Origin of the sequence: Flavobacterium sp. WC2409 (genome assembly GCF_041200085.1) — a bacterium.
Taxonomy (GTDB): domain Bacteria; phylum Bacteroidota; class Bacteroidia; order Flavobacteriales; family Flavobacteriaceae; genus Flavobacterium.
In genome coordinates this window covers 2,329,719-2,345,208 of sequence record NZ_CP165625.1, presented here as the reverse complement: position 1 = coordinate 2,345,208, position 15,490 = coordinate 2,329,719, and the positions used below count along the sequence as shown (strand labels likewise).

The following is a 15,490-nucleotide window of genomic DNA, read 5'->3' as shown; positions in this document are numbered from 1 at the left end:
GTGGAACAGATTAAAAATTAGAAAGACCTTTCAGTTCCGAATCTTCGGGAGGAAGGTCTTTTTTATTTTACTTTTGAAATTAATTATTAGAAAACGAAATTAGATATTTACATCTTTGAATTTGTGCAATTTTGCATATCGAATGAGTTGTGTAAATGTTTCATCATCGAGTACTGGAATTTCTAGAATAGAATTCAATAAGGTAGTGTTAAATTGTTTGGCACTAGTCACTAAATAGGGTTTGAGATGCTTACCAATACTTTCGTAATATAATTTTTCGGTGGTATTTTGGTACTCAAAATGGGGAGCATTTTTTATTATAGTATAATTTTTATAGCCCATTTCATCCATAATTAATTCTAACCCTTTGACCAGATTTAAACTTTTATGGCTTACAATATTGAGTTGTTGAATGTCATCTCTCCTGAAAACGGAAACAATTATTTTGGCTACATAATCTACAGGAATTATATTTAAACCTGTTTTTTCATTGATCATAAAACGTACATTTTCCTGTTCGGTTGTTCTTTGAGCAGCAAGATAGAAAAATTTAGCCAAGAGATAGAAAACCATGTATTTGGAAACGAAATATTTGTTTTCGTCATCCATTAATCGTCCACAAATAACACTTGGACGCAGTATTTGAAAAGGCAATCCTAAGTCTTTACATCGTTTTGCAACAAAGTTCTCCGAATAAAATTTGGCATTTTCGTATGCGTTGCGATGTTGGGGAATGAAATCAAGATTGTGAAAATCATTTTCTACAATTCCAGTACGTTCTCCTGAGGAAAAAGCAGTGCCTATATAAATGAATTTTTTTATGGAATGATGAAAATTGTTTAAAATGACTTTGGTGATTTTAGTGTTTTCGTCAAATATTTTTTCTCGGTGTTCTTCGTCTGTTGATAAATTAACGTAACCAGCCGAATGGATGAAATAAGCACCATCAATTTTACTAGAAAAGTTTTCTTGTACCGAATCTAAATCGGTATCAATAATTTCGATGTATTGATCTAGCTTTTCAAGCCCTTGGTCTTTTAATATTTTTGGAGTGTAACTACTGGAAAGTAATTTATTGATGCGGTCTAATGCAGACTTTTTTCCTTTGCTTCTAGAAATCAATAAAAGTTTTCCATTAATTGAATCTCGTATAAATAGTTCAAGGATTTCATACATGATTTGTGAACCCAAAACTCCCGTTGCACCTGTAAGTATTATTTTCATCGTAAGTGTTTTTTTAATTGTAATCTAAATTCAATTAATAAAATAAGAGGAAAAACTGTAGAAATAAAAAAGTAATATTTTAGCTACTAAGTATTTGTTGTACAGCTAGTTGTGTGTTTTTTATTTACGACTAAGGGAACTTAAAGTTAAGCATATTTTTTGTTATGTTAAAAAAAAGGAGTGTTTTTAAATTCAAAACAATGAATAATTTGTTTTGCAACTAAATAATACTGGTTGTATTTTATGCAAAAAATAAACAATTGCAACAATTGAAGCTTTTGAAGGAACTTATTTTACTAATCAATAAGCCAAAAAATAAATACAGTGCTTTAAGGAGCCTCATAAGAAGAGGAAGTTTTTTTTGAAAAGTTAGAACTATAAAAAAACAAATTTGGATAACATAACTATAAATAAAAGGAATTATTTAAACTGTTTTTGGAATTGTATTAAGCAGATTAATACGGGAACTGAATGAATCCTTTTTATGAAGATATTAGTACAATAAACTTGTTAATAATGGAATGACATATTATTAGACTAATTCTTTTTTATTTAAAAAAGAATCAATTAAAAACGATTTTGTATTATGTTATTGATTTTCAAAGTGTTATGAAGTTTATTTTGTAGCTGTAGATTCAAATTTTTACAAGAATGTTTATTGATGTGTTTATGTTCGTAAAGTGATTTCTCTTTTTAGTAAAAATGTCTTTTTTATTGTTTTTTGTTTGTCTCCATTTTTCAAATGAATAATTATGTTAAAATTTTTAACACTTATTTGGAAATTTAAAAAAGTGTGTTGCTTTTTTTTAATTTAAGATTATGAAAAATTTTTCTAATTTTTTTATGGAAAAATCAATATAAAAATCAATTGAATAAGAATATGTTAGATTATTTTTTAGAAGTTTAACACGAATTTATGTTTAACAAAATTTATGTAACATTATTCATAATGTATTGATAAACAACAAGTTAACCAGTAGTTTTTTATTAATATTTTATTGATGTAATGCTTTTCTTAACGAACAATGTTCCTCATCGTTAAAAATAGAATTTGGTCTTGTTTTACCGCCTTTTCTTCCCTTTTTTTAGTTAATCCTTTAACTTTGATTAACAAATAATTCGGGATAGGTTGTAATTTAAAGTAGCTTTTAAACACCAAAGAAAGCAGTATTACGATTTTTTCCAAAAGTGCTTTTAAAGAAAATGAAACTTTGAGAATCAATTTTTTGGATTTTATTTTTTTGCAAGTTTCTATATCAAGCATAGAAGCTTTTATCAGTCTTCATTTTCAATTTTTTAAACTAAGTTTTCAATTTTTATTAATTAATAAATATTTGGTTTGTAAAAGGATGCTGTTTTATTGTTTAATAATTTCTTTAAATGATGGAAAACTTCAAGAATATAAATTCTGAAGTTATTTTGATTTTTAACTAGTTTTCTCCCCAAGTTTGAAAACATTTGATAGAACCTATTTGTTACTCATAATTTTAAAAGTCATTTGCAAAAAGTGACGCAAATATTGCTAGAGGTTGATTGTATTTCATGTTTGAATTACATTACTCCTTTGGATGATGGTACACTTCATAATCAGCTATGAAGATGATGTTTAGACATTTGATTCCCCCATTCTTTCAATATCCTACTTAATATAACGTATGGCATAAAAATACTATTATTATGAAAAAGAATACAATTTCGAATTTTTTCGATGTTTTGTCTAATGAAGTAATGAGTTTCTTTATATCGAAAAAAACAGTTTCTAAATTAAATTTTTTAAAATTTAAGGAGAGAAGAGCTATTGATTTTATTTCGGATTACTGGTCCTACTTTTGGCGCCAGTGGTTTGCTATGCCACTTATTTTAGTGGCAATTTTAGTGACGGGATATACGACAAATGCACAGTCTATTAAAGGGGTTGTACCTGTACAATATCCATTATTAGGTGATGGAATTGACGGTGATGGTTGGGCTCATGAACCTACTGGTACCAGTTCCATCTACTTAAATGTTGGAGATTTGTTTGATAGAAAAAATTATTTAAGTGGTAAACCCATTCCAGGTACCAATCCTCAAGAATACTATCCTATTGATGGCACTAACCATGGGATACTTAACCTTGCAGATGGAAGTCTTCTTTATCCTGGAACAATTGATCCTGTTCCAGTTACCTTTTTTCTAAAGGATCCGTTTCAAAATGATCCAACGATATTCACGAGTTCCAATAAAATAAATGATAACCCAAATACGTATACTTGGGGTCCAGGATCTTCACCGAACAAAAATGAAATTCAAAATTGTGGTGCTCATTTTAGTTATGGAAAAGATGGTATGGATGGAGGAATAAGCACTAATGGTACAAGCTTTAGTTTTCCTATTACAGGAAATTCTAAAGATTTGTGGTGCCTTTTTGCGGGTGACCGTCAGGTAACTAATGGTAGCAGTTATATCGATTTTGAGTTTTTACAAAAACGCTTAACTATAACTGGAGCACTACCCAATCCTGGAGTGATCGATCCCTTAATTAATACAGCACCAATTACTGGTGGAAGTGGTAGCTTTATATCTGAGGGAACAGATGGTGGTCGTACCTTAGGCGATTTGTTAATTACTATTGAGTTTACTCAGGGTGGTGGTGATGCTACTGTCGTAATTCAAAAATGGTCTGAAAAAGCAGGCGGTGGTTTTGAATACGTAGTTGTTTTTGATGGTGTTAACTATTCAGTTCCAGGAATTAAAGGAAATATTTTTTGCACTAATAATACTTCAACTACTGATGTACCTTTTGATGTTTATGGAAGTGGAGCTACAGGTTCTTATGCACCAAATCAATGGGCTGAAGGTGGTATAAATTTGACTCAGGTATTTAAAGCCACAAGTAGTGAATGCTTTACGATAAGTACCTTGTTTATTAGAACTAGAAGTTCAGGAAACTCAAGTCAATCTGAATTAAAAGATTTCCCTGGAAGACCAATTCAATTAGATTTGGATTTTACTCCAAAAGCTTTTGCTGGAGCTGATTTTACTAAAACATGTATTAGCAATCCTGATGGTAAAGAAATAGGAGAAACTCCACAAGCTGGATTTACCTATTCATGGAGCCCAGCTGAAGGATTATCTGTTACAAATATTGCAAATCCAATCGCAAATCCATTAGTAAACACTACATATACTGTTACTAAAACTAAAACAGGTACAAGTTGTAGTGATACTGATGAAGTGATTGTAACAGTGAATAAACCAACAGTTGTAGCTGTGGCAGGAGATGACTTCACTAAAAACTGTCTGATTAATACATCAGGAGGTTCAATAGGAGAAGCAGCGGCAGCAGGATATACTTATTCTTGGGTGTCTTCACCAGTAGGATTTACTTCTACAAGTGCTAACCCAATGGTGAATCCTTCTGTAACTACTACTTATACCGTAACAAAAACACATACTACATCTGGTTGTACAGATACAGATGATGTAACAGTAACGGTTAATAAACCAGATGTAACAGCGAATGCGGGAGCCGACTTTACTAAAAACTGTTTGATTAATGTATCAGGTGGTTCTATAGGCGAGGTTGCGGTAGCAGGATATACTTATTCTTGGGTATCTTCACCAGTAGGATTTACTTCTACAAGTGCAAACCCATTTGTGAATCCATCAGTTACTACTACTTATACCGTAACAAAAACACATACTTTATCTGGTTGTACAAATACAGATGATGTTACAGTAACGGTAAATAAACCAACAGTTGTAGCTGTTGCAGGAGATGACTTCACTAAAAACTGTTTGATCAATGTATCAGGTGGTTTAATAGGAGAAGCAGCGGCAGCAGGATATACTTATTCTTGGGTATCTTCACCAGTAGGATTTACTTCTACAAGTGCTAACCCAATGGTGAATCCTTCTGTAACTACTACTTATACCGTAACAAAAACACATACTACATCTGGTTGTACAGATACAGATGATGTAACAGTAACGGTTAATAAACCAGATGTAACAGCGAATGCGGGAGCCGACTTCACTAAAAACTGTTTGATTAATGTATCAGGTGGTTCAATAGGAGAAGTAGCGGTAGCAGGATATACTTATTCTTGGGTATCTTCACCAGTAGGATTTACTTCTACAAGTGCAAACCCATTTGTGAATCCATCAGTAACTACTACTTATACCGTAACAAAAACACAAACTTTATCTGGTTGTACAGATACAGATGATGTGACTGTAACGGTAAATAAACCAACAGTTGTAGCTGTTGCAGGAGCCGACTTCACTAAAAACTGTTTGATCAATGTATCAGGTGGTTCAATAGGAGAAGCAGCGGCAGCAGGATATACTTATTCTTGGGTATCTTCACCAGTAGGATTTACTTCTACAAGTGCTAACCCAATGGTGAATCCTTCTGTAACTACTACTTATACCGTAACAAAAACACATACTACATCTGGTTGTACAGATACGGATGATGTTACTGTAACGGTTAATAAACCAGATGTAACAGCGAATGCGGGAGCCGACTTCACTAAAAACTGTTTGATTAATGTATCAGGTGGTTCAATAGGAGAAGTAGCGGTAGCAGGATATACTTATTCTTGGGTATCTTCACCAGTAGGATTTACTTCTACAAGTGCAAACCCATTTGTGAATCCATCAGTAACTACTACTTATACTGTAACAAAAACACAAACTTTATCTGGTTGTACAGATACAGATGATGTTACAGTAACGGTAAATAAACCAACAGTTGTAGCTGTTGCAGGAGATGACTTCACTAAAAACTGTTTGATCAATGTATCAGGTGGTTTAATAGGAGAAGCAGCGGCAGCAGGATATACTTATTCTTGGGTATCTTCACCAGTAGGATTTACTTCTACAAGTGCTAACCCAATGGTGAATCCTTCTGTAACTACTACTTATACCGTAACAAAAACACATACCACATCTGGTTGTACAGATACAGATGATGTAACAGTAACGGTTAATAAACCAGATGTAACAGCGAATGCGGGAGCCGACTTTACTAAAAACTGTTTGATTAATGTATCAGGTGGTTCTATAGGCGAGGTTGCGGTAGCAGGATATACTTATTCTTGGGTATCTTCACCAGTAGGATTTACTTCTACAAGTGCAAACCCATTTGTGAATCCATCAGTAACTACTACTTATACCGTAACAAAAACACAAACTTTATCTGGTTGTACAGATACAGATGATGTGACTGTAACGGTAAATAAACCAACAGTTGTAGCTGTTGCAGGAGCCGACTTCACTAAAAACTGTTTGATCAATGTATCAGGTGGTTTAATAGGAGAAGCAGCGGCAGCAGGATATACTTATTCTTGGGTATCTTCACCAGTAGGATTTACTTCTACAAGTGCTAACCCAATGGTGAATCCTTCTGTAACTACTACTTATACCGTAACAAAAACACATACCACATCTGGTTGTACAGATACAGATGATGTAACAGTAACGGTTAATAAACCAGATGTAACAGCGAATGCGGGAGCCGACTTTACTAAAAACTGTTTGATTAATGTATCAGGTGGTTCTATAGGCGAGGTTGCGGTAGCAGGATATACTTATTCTTGGGTATCTTCACCAGTAGGATTTACTTCTACAAGTGCAAACCCATTTGTGAATCCATCAGTAACTACTACTTATACCGTAACAAAAACACAAACTTTATCTGGTTGTACAGATACAGATGATGTGACTGTAACGGTAAATAAACCAACAGTTGTAGCTGTTGCAGGAGCCGACTTCACTAAAAACTGTTTGATTAATGTATCAGGTGGTTTAATAGGAGAAGCAGCGGTAGCAGGATATACTTATTCTTGGGTATCTTCACCAGTAGGATTTACTTCTACAAGTGCTAACCCAATGGTGAATCCTTCTGTAACTACTACTTATACCGTAACAAAAACACATACTACATCTGGATGTACAGCTACGGATGATGTTACTGTAACGGTTAACAATACGCTACCAAATGCAAATGCAGGTGCTGATGCTCAAATTTTGTGCGGCAACACCACTGTAGGATTGTCAGGATCTTCTACAACAATAGGAGCTACATTCTTGTGGACTGCTAGTAATGGAGGTCATATTGTTTCGGGAGCTGATACAGCGAGCCCAATAGTTGATGCTGATGGTACTTATACACTCACTGTTACTGATCCAGCCAATGGTTGTACAGCTACGGATGATGCTTTGGTTACAACTCAAATTTGTGTTAAAGCGATCTGTACGTATACTCAAGGATATTATGGAAATGTAGGAGGTAAATCATGTGCCGAAGGTATTTCATACTCAACAAAAGAGCTAATTGCTAAAGCATTGACTTCTTATGGAGGTAAAATGACTATTGGTACACTAGGTCATTCTGTTTATATTATGAATAATATGACCGATATAAATGCTCTTATCTCTGTAATGCCTGGAGGAGGAGGTAGCTATGTTTTATCAGCAGGTAACTATGAAATAAATAGTTTGCCTTCTAGCTACTTGAAAAATGGTAGAATCAATAATACTTTATTGGCTCAAACCATTGCACTAGGTCTTAATATAGGAATCAATAGTAACCTTGGTAACTTTACCTTGCAAGCAGGAACTTTAGCTGTTGCAGTTCCTCAAGGAGGCTGTGGATCAGAAATAGCAAAAGAACGCACTTGTAATCTAGACGGAACAGTGAATAATGAATATAAATATTACACTATTCCTAGCAATGTTGTTACTGCCTTAGGAGGTAACCCTACAGTTCAAGGATTGTTTGATTTAGCAAACCAAGCATTAGGTGGAGGATCAACAAACGGTCTTTCTCTTTCAGCAATTGCAGGATTAGAAGATTTACTTAATAATGCTTTTGATGAATGTAGAATATTCGTAGGTTATAATGTTGCGCCATTGAATTGTCCAGTACTTAGTTTAACATCTAAAGTTACACAAACTGAAATCGCAGGTTTTACTGCTAGTCCAGTTCCTTTTAAAGATCAATTAACCATTAAATACGGTTTCGATTATCAATCAGATGTTAAAATTGAAGTATTTAATACACAAGGAAACTTGGTGTATTCTAAAAGAGATACTAATAGTTTTTTAAACAAAAACGTAGTACTTGACTTAAATATAAATAAAGGTCAAGAGCAAGTTTTTATTGTAAAACTGACTACTGATAGAGGAAGCAGCTCTAAAAAAGTAATGTCTTCACAATAGTAGTATTAATAACCATCTAATTCTATAAAATATAGAGAAGGATTAGATCATTAAGATTAAACCCCGAAAGTACACTTTCGGGGTTTATTTATATTTTTTTAAAATTTAAGTTGTTTTATAAAAATGACTACTCGATAGATAAAAGAATCCATTATTGCTCTTTACAATATAATTTCTTTTTGATGATGGACTACTTCATAAATCCATTTATTGAAGATGTTTTGTTTTTCTGCAAGTTTTTCTTTCCCAAGTCCACTAGTTTCCTGCTTTTAAATAATTTATGGTATTAAAACTTTATTATCATGAAAAATTTTACAATTTCGAATTTTTTCGAATTTTTATTCCGTAAAGTGAATAGTTTTTTTTTAACGAAAGATAGTATGGTCACATTAGGTTTTCTGATTCCTAATTTTTCTTATTTAAATTCTAGATTTCAGAATTTAAATCTTACAAAAAAGACTTCACGTAATAGCATTTCAAAATCAGGATATGATGGATTTCTACTTTCTTTTAGAAACTTGGTGACATTGATTTTAATTAGTTTCCTGGGTTTTTCTTCACAAATTTATGGGCAGTTTGCCGATGTAAACCCACCATCGGGAGGATTCGCCATTGATGGAGGGTTAAGAGCTAATACGCCAATTAGTCCCACTCCCTTCACCGCTAATCAGGGCGATTGGTATCCCGGAGCTTCAGGTTCAGGTTCAGGTGGTTCTGTCTTTGATAATGCGGGTGATATTTTGGCACCTGCTACGGCTCAAACAAGCGGTCGTGTTGATACAGAGGAGCCTTATGGTTCTAATGACGATGTTTTTACAAATGGAAGCAAATTTAACGATTATGTGTCAGATTTAAAATGGTTTACAAACTCAGCGCCAGATAAAAACGATATTGATAATGCCCTGTATCATGTGTCTCGTGACGCTAGTAACAACCAGTGGATCTTTATTTCCGGAGACCGTCAGTCTACTAATGGAACCAGTTATATAGATTTTGAATTATTGCAAGGTACCGTTGTTCAAAATGATAATGGAACTTTTACAGGAACTCCATTGGCGAGTAAGGCAAATGGCGGCGGTAGAACAAAAGACGATATAATCATTTCCATGGAGTATACCAATGGGGGTTCAAAACCGATTGTATATATTTACCAGTGGAAACAGAGTGGAACCAAGTGGTCTTATGAATTGGTAACTTTGGCAGCTTTGGGCGCTAATGCATTTGCCGAAACTAACAGAGCGGGTGCTGAATTGAATGTACCTTATTCTGCATTTGGAACGAATACGTACCAACAATATGCATTTGTAGAAGCAGCTGTCAATGTGACTTATCTTCTAAATCAGGTACTTGGGGGAGCTAGTTGTAGTGGTCTAAAAATAAAAACATTATGGGTTAAAACAAAAGCTTCTGCAGCTTCGACTGCTGCACTTAAAGATTTTATAACCCCTATTCCTGTGGATTTTGATTTTGGTAGTACAGATATTACTCCTATTGCGGCTAAATGCGCAGATGATACAACAGCTTATCTTCTATCGGCTACACCCAGCGGAGGTACTTTTAGTGGGCCTGGTGTAAGTGGTAGCGGTCCCTATTATTTTACACCCTCTAATTCTGGTGGTGCTGGGGAGAAAACTATCAATTATAGTAGTGCCGATGGTAGTTGCACCGGATCGATTAAAATTATGGTGAATGCATTACCTACGATAACCGGTACTCTTAGTATATGTATAGGTTCTACTACACAGTTGACAGGGTCAGGTACTGCAGCAGGATCTAATCCTTGGGTGTCTGCTACGCCAAGTGTAGCTACTGTTAGCGCTGCAGGTTTGGTAACAGGAGTGTCAGCAGGTTCATCAGTCATTACTTATACCAATAACAATGGATGTCAAAAAACGGCTACGGTTACAGTAAATGCATTGCCCACTATTACAGGAACTCTTAGTATGTGTGTAGGTTTTACAACACAGTTGACCGGATCTGGCACTCCAGCTATTTCAAATGCCTGGGTGTCCGCCACTCCAAGTGTTGCTACTGTAAGTACTACAGGTTTGGTAACAGGTGTGTCAGCAGGTACTTCTATTATCACATATACGGATAATAATGGTTGTCAAAAAACAGCTACAGTAACGGTAATAGCAAATCCATCTCCGCCAAGTGTTTCATACACAGCTCCTACTTGCGATCAAACCACTTTTAGTATTACTCTGTCCGGTGTAATCAATGGAGCTACTTATACTGTATTGAATAAAGAAGGAAATGCCATTGTAGGTATCGTAGGGCTTACTACAGCAACAACTTACATAGGGACAGCAGTCTCCCCCGTTATATTTAGTAATATACCTGCGGGTTCGGGCTATAAGGTTTCTGTTTCAGTCAATGGTTGCGGTTCTGGTTTAACTACCTGTGGAGTAGTGTTAGCTCTTAAATCAGCTGAACCAGTTGTTCCAAAAGAGGTATTGACAAACAAGGTGACTACAAAATCAAGTTTTGAGGCTTTTCCTGTTCCTATTAAAGACCAGCTAACAATCAAATACAATTTTGATTACGTATCGGATGTGAAGATTGAAGTATTCAATGCACAAGGTATTTTGGTACTTTCAAAAAAAGACACCAATAGTTATTTGAACAAAGAAATTACACTAGATTTAAATGCAAGTAAAATGAAAGAACAAGTGTATATTGTGAAGTTGACTACTGATAGAGAGAGTAGTTCTAAAAAAGTAATTTCTTCCAAATAGATTAAATAGTAAAAGTTTTACTAAAAAGCATCCACCAAAACGGATGCTTTTTTCATTTGTATAATTCAGGTTTATAAAGCAGTTTGCTTTTTTAATTTCAAATACTTAATATATAATTTAATCTATTTTATATCAGTTACAGTTTTAGTAATTTTTAAAGAGTAGTTGTCTTTGAATCAGGAATTCAATTGGTCTGCTAGATCAGATACATTCATATCAAACTTATTTATCTATGGAAGCTGCTCACTTACATCATAATATTTGTAGAAAGTGCTAGTTTTGGATTTTTTATAACTGGTACTCAGCTTTTAGAAACAGTAAGAATTTAGAGTAGTATTTTGCAAACTCATTTAATATATTATTCCATTAGATTAATATATAATAATTTACATGAAGTAGTAATTTCAGCTTTTTCTTTAGCAATGATTGCAACTACAGCATCATATAGTTTATTTATTTTGCGCAGAGGACAACTATGAGTTTCTCCTTTAGTTTTGGGATAAAAGGCAATCATTTTTAGGATTAAATATTCTAAAACTTTTCAATTTGAAAAAAAAATGTGTTGCTTTATAATTTTTTTTTCTGTGCTGCACCCAAGCATTACTATAAATAAATTTAATTTTTCATCTGTATTTCAAATTTGTATTTGTTATCCAAATAAATTTTTGGCACAGTTCATGAATAGATGTAAATAAGAATCTATAAAAAAATGAAATCATGAAAAAGATAATTACACTTTTAGCTATTGCAGGATTGTTAACCTTGCAAAGTTGTACCACATCAGGTAGTTTTGAAATAGCACCTACAACGACTACAAGTGAAGTGTTTGAAATAACCACTTCGTTTAATTCAACCAATAATTTTGGTAAACTGGTAACTTTTAACCCTAGAATTTATTCTTCGGATGTAGTTTTAGTTTATCGACTATCGGGAGCTAATTCACAAGGTGATATATGGGAATTATTGCCCGAAACACATTATTATAATGATGGTAGTTTGAATTTTGGGTATAAATATGATTATACGAATACTGACGTCGATATTTATATGATAGGATCTAATTTACAAAATGTAACTGCCGAATTCAGAATAAATCAAGTTTTAAGAATTGTGATTGTACCCGCAAATTATGCAACTTCAATTAACAAAAATAGTTATTCGGATGTTATTACGGCTTTAAATCTAAAAGAGAGTCAAATTCAGAAAATAAACTTCTAACTTTGAATTGTAAAGTATAAAAAGGAAGTCGAAAGATTTCCTTTTTTGAAATTTTAAATAAATAATTAATTGTAAATTAGTTATTTAGAAATTAAATTTGGTTCAATGAAGAACCGTAGGATTAATAAAGCAACCTTTTAAAAAAAAAATAGTTATGAAAAAGATAAGTACACTTTTGGCAGTTATTGGAATGATTGTAATTTCAAGTTGTTCAGGACCACAGGGGCCTCCAGGTTATGATGGTTTGGATGGGCAAAATGGAGCAGATGGTCTGATTTCTGAAGTTTTTGAGCTTAAGAATGTGAATTTTGCTTATAATGCTACAGATGGCTATACTATATATAGAGCTTTAAATCCTCAAATATATTCTTCGGATGTTATTTTGATTTATAGAATGACTGGAACAATTGATTCTACAACACCAATTTGGCAATTGATACCAAGAACTCTTTTTTTACCACAAGGAGAACTAGATTATGATTTTGATTTTAGTAAAGAAGACTTCACAATTTATGCAGGAGGTAACTATGATTTGAGTTTAACGCCATCTTATATAAATAATCAGACGTTTAGAGTGGTAATAGTTCCAGGAAGTTTTTCGGCGTCAGTAAATAAAAATAATTATGCTGATGTTATGGCTGCTTTAAATATAAATGAAAGTCAAGTGCAACAAATTAATTTCTAAAAATAATATATTTTATAAAAAAGGGAGACTGTTTAGTCTCCCTTTTTTATGTGGTTAAAACGAATAGTATAAATTGAATTTCACGCAGCGAATTAAATTAATCTTTAGTATTATTAATTTTACTCATTCGTAATGAAATTACAATTCCAGCGAAAAGAGCCAATGCAATAAAAGCTAAGGAAGCCCATTCAGGAATTTCTATAAAATCATGAAGGAGCATTTTAAGTCCTACAAAACTTAAAATGGCAATAAGACTAAATTCTAAATAACTGAATTTTTCCAGCATGTTAGCTAAAAAGAAATACATGGAACGCAATCCTAAGATGGCAAAAATATTTGAACTAAATACTAAAAAAGGATCACTAGTTATGGCTAATATTGCAGGTACACTATCTAAGGCAAAGACAACATCCATTATTTCAATAACTATTAATGCTACAAAAAGTGGAGTTGCAGCTCTAATGTATTTTCTTTTTACAAAAAAATGTTCGCCATCAATATGTGTAGTAATTGGAATGATTTTTTTTATCATTTTGAAAACCAATGATTTCTTTGGTTCAAATTGTTCCTCGTCACTAGTGAAAAGCATTTTGACCGCTGTGTAAAAAAGGAAAGCTCCAAAAACATAAGTGGTCCATGAGAATTTATTGATGAGTAAAACTCCAAAATAAATCATTATTCCTCTAAATACAATTGCTCCCAAAATCCCCCAAAATAAAACTCTGTGTTGGTATTTTTTTGGTATTTTGAAAGCGGAGAAGATAATGGCAATTACAAATATGTTGTCTACACTTAAAGATAATTCAATTAAGTAGCCTGTTATGAATTTTATGGCTGCTCCTATTGGCTTTAGTTCATCGGGGTTTGAAATGTAATTGTTATTATAGATCCAATAGATAACACCTGAAAATAAAAAGGAAATAGTTACCCAAATTGATGTCCACTTAGTAGCTTCTTTCGTACTGATAATATGTGGCGTTTTATTAAAAACACCTAAGTCTAAAATAAGAATTATTAGCACTATTATAAAGAAAGAAATCCAGACAATCATAAATAGTTTTCATTTAGATTTACAAAGATACTTTTTAACTTCAATAAATATTTGAGGTAAGAGGATATTAATTGACGGGTATAAAAAAAGTGCCATTGTTAGCAATGGCACTTTTATATTTATAAACTTAAATTACAAAACAGATTTAACTGTTTTAATAATTCTAGCAGCAATTTTGTATGGGTCTCCGTTTGAAGCTGGTCTTCTGTCTTCTAACCAACCTTTCCATCCTTTTTGAACAGTGATTAATGGGATTCTGATTGAAGCTCCTCTATCTGAAATTCCGAAAGAGAAATCATGGATAGAAGCAGTTTCATGCTTACCAGTTAAACGTTGGTCATTATATGCTCCGTAAACTGCAATGTGTTCAGCAGTTACAGGTCTGAAAGCTTCACATATTTTTTCGTAAGTTTCACGAGAACCACAAGTTCTCAATACTTCATTAGAGAAGTTGGCATGCATTCCAGAACCATTCCAGTCTGTGTCACCAAGTGGTTTTGGGTGGTATTCAATATAGTAACCATATTTTTCAGTTAAACGATCAAGTAAGTATCTAGCAATCCAGATTTCATCACCAGCTATTTTTGCACCTTTAGCAAACAATTGAAACTCCCATTGTCCACAAGCAACTTCTTGGTTGATACCTTCAAAATTAAGTCCTGCAGCAATACATAAATCAGCATGCTCTTCAACTAAATCTCTACCATGAGTGTTTTTTCCACCTACTGAACAGTAGTACATTCCTTGTGGAGCAGGATATCCACCAATTGGGAATCCAAGTGGTAATAAAGTTTTAGTATCCATGATGAAATACTCTTGTTCAAATCCAAACCAGAAATCACCATCATCATCAATAGTAGCTCTACCATTTGAAGGGTGTGCTGTACCATCAGGATTCATAACTTCAGTCATTACTAAATATCCATTTATGCGAGTAGGATCAGGGTAAATGGCAACAGGTACTAATAAACAGTCAGAAGATCCTCCTTCAGCTTGTCTTGTAGATGAACCATCAAAAGACCAGTTTCCTATCTCTTCTAATGTACCTTGAAAATCTTCATGTATTTCAACTTTAGTTTTACTTCTAAGATTTTGTGTAGGTTCATATCCGTCTAACCAGATATATTCTAATTTTATTTTAGCCATAATAATATAATTTTTTGTTGGTTGTTTTAATTTTCATGCAAATATAAAGATGTTTTTAATTCGGTTAAAAATATGGGGGGGCTTTTGTATTCATTCCTATTATTTTTACGAAAACCCTATTTTTTATAGGGTTGAATTTTTAAATTATCAATTTAAGAGGTTATTTTTGAGCTTTATTCATCCTGATATCTGGGTTTTTTCCTTAGTATTTGTTATCTT

The 15,490-nt window shown here is 33.2% G+C and carries 8 protein-coding genes; 4 read left to right on the top strand and 4 right to left on the bottom strand.

Translation table 11 applies throughout. The features are described from left to right. Positions 1-99: 99 nt before the first annotated feature. Together AB3G34_RS10060 and AB3G34_RS10055 are read right to left on the bottom strand one after the other, a co-directional pair. A complete protein-coding gene (locus AB3G34_RS10060; RefSeq protein WP_367771440.1) occupies positions 100-1,224 on the bottom strand; it encodes an SDR family oxidoreductase in 1,125 nt (374 codons plus the stop codon). Between the two features lie 1,015 nt (positions 1,225-2,239). Beyond that, a complete protein-coding gene (locus tag AB3G34_RS10055) occupies positions 2,240-2,488 on the bottom strand; it encodes a hypothetical protein (RefSeq protein ID WP_369752361.1) in 249 nt (82 codons plus the stop codon). A gap of 413 nt (positions 2,489-2,901) precedes the next feature. Here AB3G34_RS10055 and AB3G34_RS10050 point away from each other — a divergent pair, with 413 nt between their 5' ends. The 4 genes from AB3G34_RS10050 to AB3G34_RS10035 all read left to right on the top strand — a co-directional run bounded on the left by AB3G34_RS10050 (position 2,902) and on the right by AB3G34_RS10035 (position 13,074). Continuing rightward, the gene (locus AB3G34_RS10050) at positions 2,902-8,433 is read left to right on the top strand and encodes a hypothetical protein (protein ID WP_369752360.1); all 5,532 of its coding nucleotides are present in this window, start codon (positions 2,902-2,904) and stop codon (positions 8,431-8,433) included. A gap of 302 nt (positions 8,434-8,735) precedes the next feature. Continuing rightward, on the top strand, positions 8,736-11,171 hold the full coding sequence (locus AB3G34_RS10045) for an Ig-like domain-containing protein (protein WP_369752359.1): 2,436 nt from the start codon (positions 8,736-8,738) through the stop codon (positions 11,169-11,171). Between the two features lie 717 nt (positions 11,172-11,888). Beyond that, a complete protein-coding gene (locus tag AB3G34_RS10040) occupies positions 11,889-12,389 on the top strand; it encodes a hypothetical protein (protein WP_367754568.1) in 501 nt (166 codons plus the stop codon). A gap of 154 nt (positions 12,390-12,543) precedes the next feature. Continuing rightward, positions 12,544-13,074, top strand: coding sequence for a hypothetical protein (locus tag AB3G34_RS10035; protein ID WP_367771429.1), 531 nt, complete (start codon positions 12,544-12,546; stop codon positions 13,072-13,074). A gap of 97 nt (positions 13,075-13,171) precedes the next feature. Here AB3G34_RS10035 and AB3G34_RS10030 read toward each other — a convergent pair whose 3' ends face one another. Next, a complete protein-coding gene (locus tag AB3G34_RS10030) occupies positions 13,172-14,125 on the bottom strand; it encodes a TerC family protein (RefSeq protein ID WP_369752358.1) in 954 nt (317 codons plus the stop codon). 132 nt (positions 14,126-14,257) lie between these two features. Continuing rightward, complete coding sequence (locus AB3G34_RS10025; protein WP_367754563.1) at positions 14,258-15,271, bottom strand: glutamine synthetase beta-grasp domain-containing protein; 1,014 nt, start codon at positions 15,269-15,271, stop codon at positions 14,258-14,260. Between the last annotated feature and the right edge of the window lie 219 nt (positions 15,272-15,490).